The sequence below is a fragment of the Streptomyces sp. NPDC001604 genome, from assembly GCF_042893475.1.
Lineage (GTDB): Bacteria > Actinomycetota > Actinomycetes > Streptomycetales > Streptomycetaceae > Streptomyces.
In genome coordinates this window covers 256,809-271,123 of sequence record NZ_JBIAUY010000005.1, presented here as the reverse complement: position 1 = coordinate 271,123, position 14,315 = coordinate 256,809, and the positions used below count along the sequence as shown (strand labels likewise).

General features: G+C 70.9%; 15 protein-coding genes. 7 read left to right on the top strand and 8 right to left on the bottom strand.

The genetic code is table 11. The features are described 5' to 3' along the window. Nucleotides 1-4: 4 nt before the first annotated feature. The gene (locus ACFY1E_RS17175; protein WP_389076489.1) at nt 5-655 is read right to left on the bottom strand and encodes a DUF4291 domain-containing protein; all 651 of its coding nucleotides are present in this window, start codon (nt 653-655) and stop codon (nt 5-7) included. A 169-nt stretch (nt 656-824) separates the two neighbouring features. Between ACFY1E_RS17175 and msrA the strand changes: the two genes are divergently transcribed. Continuing rightward, complete coding sequence (gene msrA / locus ACFY1E_RS17170) at nt 825-1,337, top strand: peptide-methionine (S)-S-oxide reductase MsrA (RefSeq protein ID WP_389076487.1); 513 nt, start codon at nt 825-827, stop codon at nt 1,335-1,337. 16 nt (nt 1,338-1,353) lie between these two features. On the opposite strand, the gene ACFY1E_RS17165 is transcribed toward msrA, so the two are convergent. After that, a complete protein-coding gene (locus ACFY1E_RS17165; protein WP_389076485.1) occupies nt 1,354-2,472 on the bottom strand; it encodes a hypothetical protein in 1,119 nt (372 codons plus the stop codon). A 161-nt stretch (nt 2,473-2,633) separates the two neighbouring features. On the opposite strand from ACFY1E_RS17165, the gene ACFY1E_RS17160 reads away from it, so the two are divergent. Beyond that, nucleotides 2,634-3,788: a cystathionine gamma-synthase gene (locus tag ACFY1E_RS17160; RefSeq protein WP_389076483.1), complete on the top strand. Its 1,155-nt coding sequence runs from the start codon at nt 2,634-2,636 to the stop codon at nt 3,786-3,788. A gap of 13 nt (nt 3,789-3,801) precedes the next feature. Here the strand turns inward: ACFY1E_RS17160 and ACFY1E_RS17155 are convergent, their stop codons facing one another. From ACFY1E_RS17155 to ACFY1E_RS17145, 3 genes are all read right to left on the bottom strand, one after another. Beyond that, a complete protein-coding gene (locus ACFY1E_RS17155; RefSeq protein WP_389076481.1) occupies nt 3,802-4,050 on the bottom strand; it encodes a hypothetical protein in 249 nt (82 codons plus the stop codon). 22 nt (nt 4,051-4,072) lie between these two features. Then, nucleotides 4,073-4,576, bottom strand: a complete 504-nt coding sequence (locus ACFY1E_RS17150; protein ID WP_389076479.1) for a sigma factor-like helix-turn-helix DNA-binding protein — start codon at nt 4,574-4,576, stop codon at nt 4,073-4,075. Between the two features lie 169 nt (nt 4,577-4,745). After that, entirely contained in the window at nt 4,746-5,252 is a 507-nt protein-coding gene (locus tag ACFY1E_RS17145) for a MarR family winged helix-turn-helix transcriptional regulator (protein ID WP_389076952.1), read from the bottom strand. Between the two features lie 166 nt (nt 5,253-5,418). Here ACFY1E_RS17145 and ilvA point away from each other — a divergent pair, with 166 nt between their 5' ends. The 3 genes from ilvA (at nt 5,419) to ACFY1E_RS17130 (ending at nt 8,698) form a co-directional block, all read left to right on the top strand. Continuing rightward, a complete protein-coding gene (ilvA, locus tag ACFY1E_RS17140; RefSeq protein WP_389076477.1) occupies nt 5,419-6,648 on the top strand; it encodes a threonine ammonia-lyase in 1,230 nt (409 codons plus the stop codon). A 197-nt stretch (nt 6,649-6,845) separates the two neighbouring features. Then, entirely contained in the window at nt 6,846-7,856 is a 1,011-nt protein-coding gene (locus ACFY1E_RS17135; protein WP_389076476.1) for an ATP-binding cassette domain-containing protein, read from the top strand. Then, a complete protein-coding gene (locus ACFY1E_RS17130; RefSeq protein WP_389076474.1) occupies nt 7,853-8,698 on the top strand; it encodes an ABC transporter permease in 846 nt (281 codons plus the stop codon). The genes ACFY1E_RS17135 and ACFY1E_RS17130 overlap by 4 nt, the downstream gene beginning before the upstream one ends. Nucleotides 8,699-8,765: 67 nt before the next feature. Here ACFY1E_RS17130 and greA read toward each other — a convergent pair whose 3' ends face one another. Together greA and ACFY1E_RS17120 are read right to left on the bottom strand one after the other, a co-directional pair. After that, entirely contained in the window at nt 8,766-9,266 is a 501-nt protein-coding gene (greA, locus tag ACFY1E_RS17125; RefSeq protein WP_351462248.1) for a transcription elongation factor GreA, read from the bottom strand. A 169-nt stretch (nt 9,267-9,435) separates the two neighbouring features. Further along, the gene (locus tag ACFY1E_RS17120; RefSeq protein WP_389076472.1) at nt 9,436-9,834 is read right to left on the bottom strand and encodes a DUF4307 domain-containing protein; all 399 of its coding nucleotides are present in this window, start codon (nt 9,832-9,834) and stop codon (nt 9,436-9,438) included. A 113-nt stretch (nt 9,835-9,947) separates the two neighbouring features. Between ACFY1E_RS17120 and mca the strand changes: the two genes are divergently transcribed. Both mca and ACFY1E_RS17110 read left to right on the top strand, forming a co-directional pair. Beyond that, on the top strand, nt 9,948-10,829 hold the full coding sequence (mca, locus tag ACFY1E_RS17115; protein WP_389076471.1) for a mycothiol conjugate amidase Mca: 882 nt from the start codon (nt 9,948-9,950) through the stop codon (nt 10,827-10,829). Continuing rightward, on the top strand, nt 10,822-11,070 hold the full coding sequence (locus ACFY1E_RS17110; RefSeq protein WP_389076469.1) for a hypothetical protein: 249 nt from the start codon (nt 10,822-10,824) through the stop codon (nt 11,068-11,070). Before mca ends, ACFY1E_RS17110 begins: the two co-directional genes overlap by 8 nt. Before the next feature lie 27 nt (nt 11,071-11,097). Here the strand turns inward: ACFY1E_RS17110 and ACFY1E_RS17105 are convergent, their stop codons facing one another. After that, on the bottom strand, nt 11,098-14,298 hold the full coding sequence (locus ACFY1E_RS17105) for a tetratricopeptide repeat protein (RefSeq protein WP_389076467.1): 3,201 nt from the start codon (nt 14,296-14,298) through the stop codon (nt 11,098-11,100). Nucleotides 14,299-14,315: the final 17 nt, after the last annotated feature.

Genomic DNA, 14,315 nt, shown 5'->3' with positions numbered 1-14,315 from the left:
GGCATTAGCCCGCATCGGCACGCGACGCGGCAACCGAATTAGCGTCCGTCCGCTGTCCCGCCGACGGACGCAGATGGGCCAGGAGTCCGTCCGCCGCAGGGTAAGGGCGCTCTGGCGGAAGCAGCCGGGCCGCCGAGTCGAGGTTCCCGTTCCCCACGTACGCATGTATCTGCCGGGCCAGCGGGGTCACATCCCTGATGGCGACCGTCCACTCGTCCGCGTAGCGTCGTACGGCCTCGCCGGAGAGCCCGAGCTGCAGGGACCGGTACGGCAGCGCCTGCAGCCGCAGATCCCGCTCGGGATCCCACTGCACCCGAGCAGGCGCCGTCTTCAACGCACCCTGCCAGGCAGCACGGTCGGCATGCACCCGGGGTTCGTAGCTCGACAGACACGCATGCCGCAACGCCCACTCGAAGCCGCCCCGGCTGATCTCGACGGCGAGCACGGTTTCCTGCCCCGCCTTGGTGCCCCAGCCGCAGCGGTACATCATCCACAGGAACGACGGCTTGATCCACGTCATCCGGTCCCGCTTCCACGCGGCCGGGAAACGTCCCGTGCGGGCCGCGGGCCCGCCGATCTCCGGTGGGTAGGCCTGGTAGACGGTGATCGTGGACTCTGTGTGGACCGCACGGATGCCGCGCTGTGGATCTTCCATGGCATACAGCGTGGGGGACGGCCGCCCCGCGCGGCGACCGGTTTTACCTCGGGGGGCGGGCCGGAATCGCCCGGGACCCTCGCGCGTTGAGGGGGGTGGGCACGGGATGCCGATGGTGCGCGAGCAGCGTCGTCCCAGTGACCGAGCTGACCGATATGGGAGGACTGCAATGGCTGCGCAGACGCAGAGGGCCGTGCTGGCGGGCGGATGCTTCTGGGGGATGGAAGAGCTGATCCGCCGGCTTCCGGGCGTGACGGCGACCCGGGTGGGATACACCGGAGGTGACGTGCCGAACGCGACGTACCGCAACCACGGCACGCACGCGGAGGCCATCGAGATCCTCTTCGACCCCGAGAAGACCGACTACCGGACGCTCCTGGAGTTCTTCTTCCAGATCCACGACCCGAGCACCAAGAACCGCCAGGGCAACGACATCGGCCTCAGCTACCGCTCGGCGATCTACTACGTGGACGACGAGCAGAAGCGGATCGCCGAGGAGACGATCGCGGACGTGGACGCCTCCGGCCTGTGGCCGGGCAAGGTGGTCACCGAGGTGGAGCCGGTCGGCCCCTTCTGGGAGGCCGAGCCCGAGCACCAGGACTACCTGCAGCGTTACCCGGACGGCTACACCTGCCACTTCCCCCGCCCGGGATGGCGGCTGCCCGCCCGCACGGAGGGCTGACCACCCCGTCGCCTGCTCAGTGCGGCAGCGTCGCCGGACTGCCGCCGTTCGCCTCGTAGCCCGCCACCGCCAGCGCCCGGTAGACCGCGAACTCGGCTGCCGGGTCGGCGGACAGGGTCCAGGGGAGCGCGCCGACATGGCCGTCGATGTGTATGAGCTGGTGCATGGCCTCCGCCCAGCGCTCGGCGCGCACCAGGAAGAAGACCAGCAGATGGCGTACGTGCGCGAGCATCGGGTCGTCGGGGCGGGCCGAGTGGACGGCGTGCAGCGCCCCGTGGATCGCCTTCGCCACGGTCTCGCTCTGGTAGAAGCTGCTGACCAGGTTCACCTCGGGCAGGTGCTCGAAGACCGCGAAGAGGGGCATCGCGGCGAGGAGGGAGCCCTGCGGTGCGCGCGCCGCTGCCGCCTCCGCGAAGGAGTACGCCAGCTCGCGCGAGCCGTGCCACTTCTCGCACCAGTAGTGCAGGGCGGCCAGGTGTGCGCCCATGTGGGCCGGGGCGCGGTCCAGGATCCTCAGCCACAGCTGCTCGAACTCCGGCTGCGAGTAGGCCAGCCCGCGGGCCACCGACAGCTCGATGATGTACGGGACCGGGTCACCGGGGGCGAGCAGCGCCGCATCGCCGCACGCCGCCTTCGCCTCCTCCATGATGATCCGGAACTCGTCCGTGCCCGGCGTCGACGTCCGCCACGCCTGCTGGACCAGGAACTCCGCGTGCACCGCGGCGCCGCCCGCGTCCTTGGGCTGCTCGGCCCGCCACACCCTCAGCCACTGACCGCCCGGGGTCTCGCTGACCCCGCCGGGCCGCTGCTGCAGCTCCAGCGACGCGGCACCCGCGAAGGCCTGCACACGCTGCCAGCGCAGCTCGCCCTCCGCCTCCGTGCCCGCCAGCAGCTGGGAGGCCGCGCGGTGCTCCTGCGTGCGCTGCACCAGGTCCAGGACGTCGAGCAGGTCCTGGTCGGGGCCGGGCATACGGACGTCCAGCTCCTCCTCCCGCACGAATCCGTAGTTCGCGGGGTCGGCGGCGTCCGGGTGGCCGGCCGGGACCTGCTCGATCATGCCCCGCCTGCGCCGCAGGACGGGAAGCAGCACGAAGCCCAGCATGACGGCGGCGATCAGGACCCAGAGAAATTCCATGGCTCAAGCGTTCCAGACGCCGGTGACAATTGGCGAACCCGGCCGGCGACCTGTGGAAAACTCCCCGAACCGGTGCCGGAACCGAGGGAAAACCCGGCAGTACGGCCTCCCGCGCCCCGCCGTCCGGCGCGCGCCCCGCGAGCGCACTACCCTCGGTGCCCATGAGCGACAGGCACATCAGTCAGCACTTCGAGACCCTCGCGATCCACGCGGGCAACACCGCCGATCCCCTCACCGGCGCGGTCGTCCCGCCGATCTACCAGGTCTCGACCTACAAGCAGGACGGCGTCGGCGGTCTGCGCGGCGGCTACGAGTACAGCCGCAGCGCCAACCCCACCAGGACCGCCCTGGAAGAGAACCTCGCAGCCCTGGAGGGCGGCCGTCGCGGCCTCGCGTTCGCGTCCGGACTGGCGGCCGAGGACTGCCTGTTGCGTACGCTGCTCAGCCCCGGCGACCACGTGGTCATCCCCAATGACGCGTACGGCGGCACGTTCCGTCTGTTCGCGAAGGTCGTCGCCCGGTGGGGGGTGGAATGGTCGGTCGCCGACACCAGCGATCCGTCCTCCGTACGGGCCGCCATCACCCCGAAGACCAAGGTCGTGTGGGTGGAGACCCCCTCCAACCCGCTGCTCGGCATCACCGACATCGCCGCGGTCGCCCAGATCGCCCGGGACACGGGTGCGAAGCTCGTCGTCGACAACACCTTCGCCACGCCGTACCTGCAGCAGCCGCTGGCGCTCGGCGCGGACGTCGTCGTGCACTCGCTGACCAAGTACATGGGCGGCCACTCCGACGTCGTCGGTGGTGCACTGGTCGTCGCCGACGAGGCGCTCGGCGAGGAGCTCGCGTACCACCAGAACGCGATGGGCGCGGTCGCCGGCCCCTTCGACTCCTGGCTGGTGCTGCGCGGCGCGAAGACGCTGTCCGTGCGCATGGACCGGCACAGCGAGAACGCCGGCAAGGTCGCCGACATGCTCACCCGGCACGCACGCGTGACGCGCGTCCTCTACCCGGGCCTGCCCGACCACCCCGGTCACGAGGTCGCCGCCAAGCAGATGCGGTCCTTCGGCGGCATGGTCTCCTTCCGGGTCGAGGGCGGCGAGGAGGCGGCCGTCGAGGTCTGCAACCGCGCCAAGGTGTTCACGCTCGGCGAGTCCCTGGGCGGCGTCGAGTCGCTGATCGAGCACCCCGGGCGGATGACCCACGCGTCCGTGGCCGGCTCGGCCCTGGAGGTGCCCGCGGATCTCGTACGCCTCTCCGTCGGCATCGAGAACGTCGACGACCTCCTGGAGGACCTGCAGCAGGCGCTCGGCTAGCCGATCCGCCCGCTCACCAGCCCGTGTACGGGGGAGTCGTTTGAGAGGGCGGCTCCACCCACGGGCGGGCCATCATGGCCCACACGAGGAACGCCACGCTCGCGGCGCACAGCAGCAGCCATGTCAGGCGGCGCGCGAGCGTCCTGCGGCGCAGGCTGCGGGCACCGCGCCGCACGACCTCCGCGTACAGGTCCGGCGGCACCGGCGGCGGCACCTGCTCCATGATCCGCCGTGCGGCGGCCTCGCGCTCGGCCCGGTTCATGCGCACCCTCCGCCGGCGCGCCTCATGACGGCGCCACCTTCGCCCCGCCGACCGCCGGTGCCGGGCTGCGCGGCGGATGCAGCAGCGTCGCCGTGGCCCGGTCGCAGATCGCGCGGACGCGTTCCGTCGGCAGGCCGAGCAGCGCCGCCGTCTGCTCCTCGCCGACCCCTTCGTACAGCCTGAGGACCAGGATCAGACGCTCCTGCGGTGCCAGCAGGGCCAGCGGACTGCCCGGATGCGGGCGACCCCGCCCGAAACCGCCGTACTGGTGCCAGGCACCGCGCGCGAAGCGGCTCGCCAGGTACTGGCGGGCGTGGTCGTACGGGTCCTCCCCGCGCAGCCGGTCCCAGCACGCGTACGTGTGCGCGAGGGCCAGTGTCAGCAGGCGCCGCGCGCGCGGGTTGTCGTCGGGGGCCTCCGCCGTGAGCAGCGTGGCGGCATGCAGCAGCCGCCCTGCCGCGCCCGCGACGAACGCCTCGAACTCACGGGCCCGGCGGGCACCTTGGAACACCTGCCGCTGTCGCACCGCGCCTCCCGCCCTGACGCGACCCTGACCGAACGGACCCGGCCGCGCACGGGGTGCACAACCGCGTACGGCGGGCCCGGTCTCATCTGAGGCCAGGGGTGGCCTTTCGGTCAAGAGCTGCGCGGCACGCGCGCGTACCGAACAGGGCGGGCGCGCGTGCCGAGGGCGGCTACGAGGCCGACGACGCCTCCGGCGCCGGTACCCCCTGGGCCGCCATCCGGGAGGAGAGAGCGGTGTTGAAGCGCGTCAGGAGCGTGCAGAACGCCTCACGCTCCTCCGGCGCCCAGTCGTGTGTCAGCTCGGCCATCAACTGACGCCTCGAGGAGCGCACTTCCTCCAGCCGTGACTGGCCGCGCGGGGACAGCTGGAGCACCACCGCGCGGCCGTCCTCGGGGTGCGACGTGCGCTTGACGAGCCCGGTGTCCACGAGCGGAGCCACCTGCCGGGTGACCGTCGAGGAGTCGATGCCCATGCTCGCCGCGAGCGCCTTGACGCCCATGGGGCCTTCCTTGTCGAGCCGGTTGAGCAGCAGGTATGCGGCGCGGTCCATGGAGTTGCGCACCTGCCCGACGCCGCCGAGCCGGGTCTGTTCGGCACGGCGGGCGAAGACCGCCACCTCGTGCTGCAGCGTGTCGAGGAGACCGGTGTCACCGACGGTCGTCATGTCCATCGACATTTCAGGTGTTGTGGGCATGGCCGGAGGCTCACTTCATGAAGGGGGGCTGTCTGGAATGGGGGACAGAGTACGCGGCCGGGGGGCAAGCCGTACCGGCGCTGCGCAAACCAGTCTCGGACGTTGGTCACAGCGACCGTGCGCGCCTGTGAACTGCGATGCTTGGGTCATGAGCTACAGCACGGCTGACTCCTTTCGGCCCGTGACCCTCGACGACGTGCGGGGCGCCCAGAAGATGCTCTCGGGCGTGGCGCGGGTGACGGCGATGGAGGGCAGCAGGCATCTGTCCCAGCTGGTGGGCGCGCCGGTGCACTTCAAGTGCGAGAACCTTCAGCGCACGGGTTCGTTCAAGCTGCGCGGCGCCTACGTCCGGATCGCCGGGCTGCTGCCCGAGGAGCGGGCCGCCGGGGTGGTGGCGGCCAGCGCCGGCAACCACGCGCAGGGCGTCGCACTGGCGTCCTCGCTGCTCGGCGTACGCGCGACGGTGTTCATGCCGAAGGGCGCCCCGCTGCCGAAGATCAGCGCCACCCGCGAGTACGGCGCCGAGGTGCGCCTGCACGGGCAGGTGGTCGACGAGACGCTGGCCGCCGCACAGGCGTACGCGGCCGAGACCGGCGCGGTGTTCATCCACCCCTTCGACCACCCGGACATCATCGCGGGCCAGGGCACGGTCGGGCTGGAGATCCTCGAGCAGTGCCCGGAGGTGCGCACCATCGTCGTCGGCATCGGCGGCGGAGGACTGGCGGCCGGTATCGCGATCGCGGTGAAGGCGCTGCGGCCGGACGTACGGATCGTGGGCGTGCAGGCGGAGGGCGCGGCGGCGTACCCGCCCTCGCTCGCGGCCGGGCGCCCGGTGTCGGTCGAACACCCGGCGACCATGGCCGACGGCATCAAGGTCGGGCGGCCCGGCGACGTGCCGTTCGACATCGTCCGCGAGCTGGTCGACGAGGTCCGCACGGTCTCCGAGGACGCCCTGTCCACCGCGTTGCTGCTGTGCCTGGAGCGGGCCAAGCTGGTCGTCGAACCGGCCGGTGCGAGCCCGGTGGCGGCGCTGCTGAGCGAGCCGGGAGCCTTCGAGGGCCCGGTGGTGGCGGTGCTGTCCGGCGGGAACGTCGACCCCCTGCTGATGCAGCGCGTCCTGCGCCACGGCATGGCGGCGCAGGGCCGCTACCTGGCCGTACGGCTGCGCCTGACGGACCGGCCCGGGGCCCTCGCGACGCTTCTCGGGGTGTTGTCAGTGGTGGACGCTAACGTCCTCGATGTGAGTCACGTACGGACCGACCCACGGCTCGGGCTCACGGAGGCGGAGGTCGAGCTGCACCTGGAGACCAAGGGGCGGGAGCATTGCGCCGAGGTCGGCAGGGCGCTGCGCGAGGCGGGCTACACGGTCATCGACTGAGTCGCCCGGCGACCGGGGACCAGCAGAAACCCCAGGTCAGAAGCTCTTCGCCATTCGATCCGGTAAATGCGTTGAGAGACGCGATACATCGCGTTATGGTGTGTGTCCGTGACAGTCGCCTGACACGCCACCCGACAGGCGGAACAAGTGCGCAACCCAAGGCTTTCCGAAGAATTCCCGACGACGTGGAGACTCATATGCCAGGCGCCATCTATGCCGAAGGCCTGGTCAAGACCTTCGGCGACGTAAGGGCTCTGGACGGCGTCGACCTCGATGTCCCCGAGGGCACCGTGCTGGGCCTGCTCGGGCCGAACGGCGCGGGCAAGACGACCGCGGTCCGCTGTCTGACCACTCTGCTGCGCCCCGACAGCGGCAGGGCGGTCGTGGCCGGCCTCGACGTCCTCAAGCAGCCCAACGAGGTGCGGCGCTCCATCGGCCTGTCCGGCCAGTTCGCCGCGGTGGACGAGTATCTGACCGGCCGCGAGAACCTGCAGATGGTCGGCCAGCTGTACCAGATGAAGGCCAGGGCCGCGAAGGCCAGGGCGGGGGAGCTGCTGGACCAGTTCGACCTCGCGGACGCCGCCGACCGGCCCGCGAAGACCTACTCCGGAGGCATGCGCCGCCGACTCGACCTCGCGGCGGCCCTGGTCGTCTCGCCGCCCGTGATGTTCATGGACGAGCCGACGACCGGCCTCGACCCCCGCAACCGCCAGCTGCTGTGGGAGGTCATCAAACAACTCGTCTCCGGCGGCACGACCCTGCTGCTCACCACCCAGTACCTGGAGGAGGCCGACCACCTCGCGCACGACATCGTGGTCGTCGACCACGGCCATGTCATCGCCCGCGGTACCTCCGACCAGCTCAAGGCCCGCACCGGCGGCGAGCGCGTCGAGGTCGTGGTGCACGAGCGCGAACACATGTCGACCGCAGGCGAGATCCTCACCGGCTTCGGCAAGGGCGAACTCACCGTCGAGGAGCACACCCGCAAGCTCACGGTGCCCGTCACCGGCGGCGCGAAGCTGCTCGCCGAGGTCATCCGGGAGCTGGACACCCGCGGCATCGAGATAGACGACATCGGCCTGCGCCGCCCCACCCTCGACGACGTCTTCCTGTCCCTGACGGGACACGTGGCGGAGGTCAAGGACGAGGAGACCGGCACGCCGGCGGAGACCAAGGACCGCAAGCAGAAGAAGGAGGCAGCCAAGTGAGCGCCGTCACCGACGCCGTGCGGGTCGCACCGCCCGCGAACCCGGTCAGCCAGTCGATCCGCGACTCGCTGGTCGTTGCCAAACGCAATCTGATCCGGATGTCCCGGATCCCCGAGATGGTGATCTTCGGCCTCATCCAGCCGATCATGTTCGTGGTGCTGTTCAGCTATGTGTTCGGCGGCTCCATGAACATCGGCGGCACCACGGACCCCCAGGTCTACCGCGAGTTCCTGATGGCCGGCATCTTCGCCCAGACGGTCACCTTCGCCACCGCGGGCGCCGGGGCGGGCATCGCCGACGACATGCACAAGGGGCTCATCGACCGTTTCCGCTCGCTGCCCATGGCACGCGGCGCGGTGCTGACCGGGCGGACGCTGGCCGACCTGGTGCAGACGGCGCTCACGCTGTTCGTGCTGGCCATGGTCGCCCTGCTGGTCGGATGGCGTACCCACACCAACCTGGGTGAGGTGCTCGGCGCGTTCGGCCTGCTGCTCCTGACCGGCTACGCGTTCACCTGGATCGGCGCGGTCATCGGCCTGTCGGTGCGCACGCCCGAGGCGGCCACCTCCGGCGGTCTGATCTGGCTGTTCCCCGTCACGTTCATCTCGAACGCGTTCGTGGACTCCAGCCGCATGACGCCGTGGCTGCGGCACATCGCCGAGTGGAACCCGTTCAGCGCGACCGTCCAGGCCTGCCGCAAGCTCTTCGGCAACCCCGGCGTCTCGCCCTCGGACGCCTGGCCCATGGCGCACCCCGTGTGGGCCTCGTTGATCTACTCGGTCCTGATCATCGTCATATTCAGGACGCTGGCGGTGCGGAAGTACCGCTCGGCGACGGCGTGACCGACTGAACGAAGGCGCCCCCGGCGTCACCAGGACGCCGGGGGCACCAAAGGACGTGCAGACCGGATCAGCCGGTGTAGGGCTCAGCCTTCAGGATCCTCACCGAGGCCTTCTTGCCGTTGGGCAGCTCGTACTCCGCGTCCTCGCCGACCTTGTGGCCGATCACACCGGAGCCCAGCGGGGACTGCGGCGAGTACGTCTCGATGTCCGAGCTCGCGTACTCGCGCGAGGCGAGCAGGAAGGTCATCGTGTCGTCCTCGTCGCCGTCGAAGGCGATCGTCACGACCATGCCGGGGGCCACGGCGCCGTCCGCCGAGGCCGGGGCCTCGCCGACCTTGGCGTTCTCCAGGAGCTGGGTCAGCTGGCGCACACGGAGCTCCTGCTTGCCCTGCTCTTCCTTGGCCGCGTGGTACCCGCCGTTCTCACGCAGGTCGCCCTCCTCGCGCGCGGCCGCGATCTTGGCGGCGATCTCCGTGCGCGCAGGACCAGACAGGTACTCCAGCTCGGCCTTGAGCTGGTTGTACGCCTCCTGGGTCAGCCAGGTGACGTTCTCGCTGGTCTGGGTCACAGGTGCTCCTCGTAGGTACTGGGAATACAAAGCATCGCCCTACCCAGAAGAATGGTCCTTCACGGATGGGCGAAACCACGAGCCTAACAATTCAGCGGCTGAAGGGGGAGGACATAAGCCATCAGAATTGCATCAATGCAGGTCACGGCTTGTGTATTTCCGGCTGAGGTCAGTCGGCGTGGCAGCCGAGCAGTTCCGCCGTGGTGCCCTCGGAGGTCGTACGCAGCGTGACGACCCGGTCGATGCGGGTGGCGTGCCCGCCGAAGCGGAAGTCGGCCCGGCCCACCTCCGTCCCGTCCTTCGACTGGGAGCGGATGGTGCAGTAGCCGGAGGCGTCGGCGTCCTTGCGGACCTCCAGGTGCACCTTCACCGAGTCCTTCTGCGCATCGAAGGTGATCACCTCGGCGCTGATCTTGTTCTGGGCGACGTAGTGGTAGGCGAAGTAGCCGATCAGCGCCAGCAGGAAGGCCCCGAGCACAGCCCCGGCGATCTTGAGCTTGCGGTCGGCGCGCTCGTCCGAGGAGCGGCCGTAGCGACCCTCGGGCAGCCGCGTGCTCGCCGTACTCATGATCGTCCTCTCCGAAACCGGACCACGGAATTTTTCTCCCCCGGATTCGGTCACTATAGAAGCCGCCGATCGCGCCGGTTCACACCGGGCGCCGACTTACCGAGGATTGAGTCTTGACTGACCAGCTGCGACTGATGGCCGTGCATGCCCACCCCGACGACGAGTCGAGCAAGGGCGCGGCCACCATGGCGAAGTACGTGTCCGAGGGGGTGGACGTGCTGGTCGTGACCTGCACGGGCGGGGAGCGCGGCTCCATCCTCAATCCCAAGCTGCAGGGCGACAAGTACATCGAGGAGCACATCCACGAGGTACGCAAGAAGGAGATGGACGAGGCCCGCGAGATCCTCGGCGTCAAGCAGGAGTGGCTCGGCTTCGTCGACTCCGGTCTGCCGGAGGGCGACCCGCTGCCCCCGCTGCCCGAGGGCTGCTTCGCCCTGGAGGACGTCGACAAGGCGGCCGGCGAGCTGGTGAAGCAGATCCGTTCCTTCCGTCCCCAGGTGATCACCACCTATGACGAGAACGGCGGCTATCCGCACCCCGACCACATCATGACCCACAAGATCTCGATGGTGGCGTTCGAGGGCGCGGCGGACACCGAGAAGTACCCGGAGTCCGAGTTCGGCCCCATCTACCAGCCGCTCAAGCTCTACTACAACCAGGGCTTCAACCGCCCCCGCACCGAAGCGCTGCACAACGCGATGCTGGACCGCGGCCTGGAGTCGCCGTACGGGGACTGGCTCAAGCGCTGGAGCGAGTTCGAGCGCGTCGAGCGCACGCTGACCACGCACATTCCGTGCGCCGAGTTCTTCGAGATCCGCGACAAGGCGCTGATCGCCCACGCCACGCAGATCGACCCCGACGGCGGCTGGTTCAAGGTCCCGATGGAGATCCAGAAGGAGGTCTGGCCGACGGAGGAGTACGAGCTGGCGAAGTCCCTCGTCGATACCTCCCTCCCCGAGGACGACCTCTTCGCGGGCGTCCGCGACAATGCCTGACATGAGCGCAAGCGTGAGCCTGGCAATGACGCACCTCGTCCCCCTCGCCAAGGAGGTGGACGAGAACAAGGTCACCCCCGGCGTCCTCGGCTTCATCGTCTTCGCGGCGATGGCCCTGGCGGTGTGGGCCCTGATGAAGTCGATGAACCGGCACATGGGCAAGGTGAAGTTCAAGGAGCCGGCCGACGCGGACGCCGGGTCCGCGGAGTCCCCGGCCGACTCCGAGGCGCGCCGGAGCTGACGCAGTGGGAGCGGGGGTGGCCGGCGGTCAGTGACTGGCCGGTACCGCCACCCCCATCACCTCCCGCGCATGCCGGCTCGGCACCATCCCGAGCCGCCAGGCCTGCCAGCCCTCCTCCAGGTTCACGCCCCGCTCCAGCAGCAGCTGATACGCCTCCACGTAGTCGTCCAGCTTCCGGTCCCGCAGGGGATGGCCGGTGCGGGAGAGCTGGGCCAGTTCCTCCTGGGCGACCGCCGTGCCGATCTCCACGCCGCCGGGAGCCGCGTAGGGGAGCAGCGTGCAGCGCAGGAAGCGCGCCCAGTCCGCGCCGCGCTGGTCGCCGTACGAGGTGAACAGGTCCACCGCGTCGTCGCACAGCGCCAGTGCCTGCTGGTTGCGGGCATTTCCCGCGTCCACGACCGCGAGTTCCAGGCAGGTCCATGCCTCGCCGTGGGCGACGCCGATGCGCTGGAAGTCGGCCCGGGCGTCGACCAGGAGCTGGCGGGCGAAACCGGAGTTCCTGAGTGAGCCCGTCTGGGCGGCGCGCTGGTCGCGGGTGACTCTCGCCGAGTGGTGGCGGGCGCAGGCCAGGCCGTAGACGTCGCGTATGCGGGAGAACATCGTGCGGGAGCGTTCCAGTTCACGGACCGCTTGGTCGAGGTCGCCGGTCTCCTCCAGGGCCTGGCCCAGGTAGTAGACCGTCCAGGCCTCGCCGCGGGCGTCCTCGTTGTCCCGGTGCCGGGCCGCCGCCTGCCGCAGGCCGTCCACCGCCTGGGACGGGTCGCCGGCGACCAGGCGGGCGCGGGCCAGCTGGGTGAGCGCCCAGGCCTCGCCGCGGGCGTCGCGGGTGCGGCCGTAGCGGTCGAGGGCCGCGTTCAGCTCGGACTCGGCGCGCGGGACGTCACCCATGCGCAGGGACAGCTGGCCGAGCTGGAAGTGGGCCCAGGCCTCGCCGTGCACGGACTCGCCGGCCCGGTGCAGGACCAGGGACTCGGCGAGCAGGCGCAGGGCCTCCTGGACATGGCCGCGGTCCCGTTCCACCGCGGCCAGGGCGTGCATCGTCCAGCCGCGGTCCGTCGCCAGTTCGGGGGCCGCCTGCAGCTCCAGCGCCTCGCGGAGCTTCGCCGCCGCCTCCGTGAGATTGCCCTGGTGGTGCAGGGTGATGCCGAGGGAGCACAGGGCGCGGGCCGCGCCCGCGTCGTGGTGGGCCTCCATGTACAGGTCGACCACCGAGGTCAGGGTCGTCCGCGCCTTGTCCAGCTCACCCAGCTGACGGGCCGCGATGCCCGTGCGCCACTGCACCGAGCGGACCAGCAGACCCTGGTCGACGGCCTGCGCCAGCTCGCTGATCTCGCCCAGGCGGTAGAGGTCGCCGCGCAGCAGGCAGTAGTCGCACAGCGCGCCCAGCAGGTTCAGCACCGCCGCCTGGTTCACGCCCTCCGCGTGCCGCAGCGTGGAGGTGATGAAGCTCGACTCGTCGTCCAGCCAGCGCAGCGCCTCGTCCAGGGAGGTGAAGCCGTGCGGGCTGAAGCGGTCCGAGCGGGTCGACATGTTGCCGTCGACCAGCCGCAGCACCGAGTCGGCCAGGTCGGCGTAGTTCACGATCAGGCGCTCCTGCGCGGCGGTGCGCTCGCCCGCCTCCTCCTCGTCCAGCAGCCGGGCCTGGGCGAAGGCCCGCACCAGGTCGTGGAGGCGGTAGCGGCTGCCGCGCACATGGTCGATCAGGCCCGCCCGGGAGAGCGCCACCAGATGGCGGGTCGCCTCCGTCTCGTCCGTCGCGAGCAGCGAGGCGGCCGCGGCGGCACCGAGGGAGGCCCGCCCGGCCAGCGCCAGCCGGCGCAGCAGCCGGCGGGCCGCCTCCGACTGGTCGGTGTAGCGCAGCCACAGCACGCGCTCGATCGGCTCCACGGGTCCGTACGCCGCCAGATCCGTGGCCAGCTGCCGCGGCGAGCGCGGGCCCAGCGACGATCCGGCGATGCTCAGCGCCAGTGGCAGCCCGCCGCACAGCTCGCGGATCCGGTCCGCCGCATCGGCGTCGTACGGCCCCGAGCTGTCCTGTGCCGCCGCGTCCAGCAGCTCCTCCGCGCCTGCCGCGTCCAGCGGCTCGACCGGCAGCTCATGGACATGGGCCTGCAGGTCGGCGGGGAGTTCCAGGGGCTCGCGGGCGGTGACCAGGACCAGGCTGTCGGAGCGCTCGGGCACGAGCGTACGGATCTGCTCGGGGTCCGAGGCGTCGTCCAGGACGACCGTGACCGGCAAGCCCGTCAGATGCTGGTGGTACAGCTCGCTCAGCCGCTTGACCTGCTGGTCCGGGGAGGAGCGCTCACGGAACAGCAGCTGTTCGCGGGGCGCGCCGAGCCGGTTCAGCAGGTGCAGCAGGGCGTCCCGGGTGGACAGCGGCGCCTCCTCCGGGCTGCCGCCGCGCAGGTCGACCACGCAGGCGCCGCGGAAGTAGTCCTTCAGGTCGTGCGTGGCGCGCATGGCAAGGGTCGTACGGCCGCTGCCGGGTGCCCCGTGCAGGATCACCACCGTGGGGCGGGTGTCCGTGCTCGCGCGGGACGCCTGCACCCACTGCCGGATCCGCGCCATCTCCTGCCGCCGCCCCGCGAACGCGCCCGCGGGCTCCGGGATCTGGGCGAACGACTGCGCCAGAACGTTCCGCCCACGGGCCGCCGCGCTCTTGTCGGTGCCGCGCAGCTGCGGTCCCGGCTTCTTCGGGCCGGTGGATGCGGCGCGCACCCGCTGCTGGTCGAGGAACGGCCGGATGCCACGCACCTCCAGTGCCGTCAGCCACTGCAGCCGCAGCTGTTCAGGACCGCCGGGCTGGTTCGCGGCGCCGGCCCGGTGGTGTGCGGCGGGCAGATGGGAACCGGCCACCTTGATCACGGTCGCCGCGGCGCCGGCCACGCCGGCCGTCACGCCCACCCCCACCGCCGTACCGGTGTCCGTGCCGAAGGCCAGGTCGGCCACCGCCGCCGCGACCGCCGCGACGACCGCCACCAGCAGGGGAGTCCCGGCGCCCTCCTTCGCGTAGCGCTGTCCGAAGGTGAGCCGGTCGCCCTCCGCCTCGTCCAGCGCGCGTGTGTAGGCCTCGTACTCCTCGGCGGCCGTCTGAGCCATCGCGTCCAGCGCGCCGCGCGACCGTGACAGCAGCACCGCCCCGTCGGTGCGCCCGCCCGAACGCCGTACCTCTTCCTCCACGGCCCGGGCCAACAGCCGTTCGGCATCCGCCCGATGGCTGTCCCGCATGTCGCATCCCCCTCCGG

Coding starts and splice junctions, on each gene's coding strand:
- ACFY1E_RS17175 (WP_389076489.1), bottom strand. CDS start 655: ATGGAAGATCCACAGCGCGGCATCCGTGCGGTCCACACAGAGTCCACG.
- msrA (WP_389076487.1), top strand. CDS start 825: ATGGCTGCGCAGACGCAGAGGGCCGTGCTGGCGGGCGGATGCTTCTGG.
- ACFY1E_RS17165 (WP_389076485.1), bottom strand. CDS start 2,472: ATGGAATTTCTCTGGGTCCTGATCGCCGCCGTCATGCTGGGCTTCGTG.
- ACFY1E_RS17160 (WP_389076483.1), top strand. CDS start 2,634: ATGAGCGACAGGCACATCAGTCAGCACTTCGAGACCCTCGCGATCCAC.
- ACFY1E_RS17155 (WP_389076481.1), bottom strand. CDS start 4,050: ATGAACCGGGCCGAGCGCGAGGCCGCCGCACGGCGGATCATGGAGCAG.
- ACFY1E_RS17145 (WP_389076952.1), bottom strand. CDS start 5,252: ATGTCGATGGACATGACGACCGTCGGTGACACCGGTCTCCTCGACACG.
- ilvA (WP_389076477.1), top strand. CDS start 5,419: ATGAGCTACAGCACGGCTGACTCCTTTCGGCCCGTGACCCTCGACGAC.
- ACFY1E_RS17135 (WP_389076476.1), top strand. CDS start 6,846: ATGCCAGGCGCCATCTATGCCGAAGGCCTGGTCAAGACCTTCGGCGAC.
- ACFY1E_RS17120 (WP_389076472.1), bottom strand. CDS start 9,834: ATGAGTACGGCGAGCACGCGGCTGCCCGAGGGTCGCTACGGCCGCTCC.
- ACFY1E_RS17110 (WP_389076469.1), top strand. CDS start 10,822: ATGCCTGACATGAGCGCAAGCGTGAGCCTGGCAATGACGCACCTCGTC.
- ACFY1E_RS17105 (WP_389076467.1), bottom strand. CDS start 14,298: ATGCGGGACAGCCATCGGGCGGATGCCGAACGGCTGTTGGCCCGGGCC.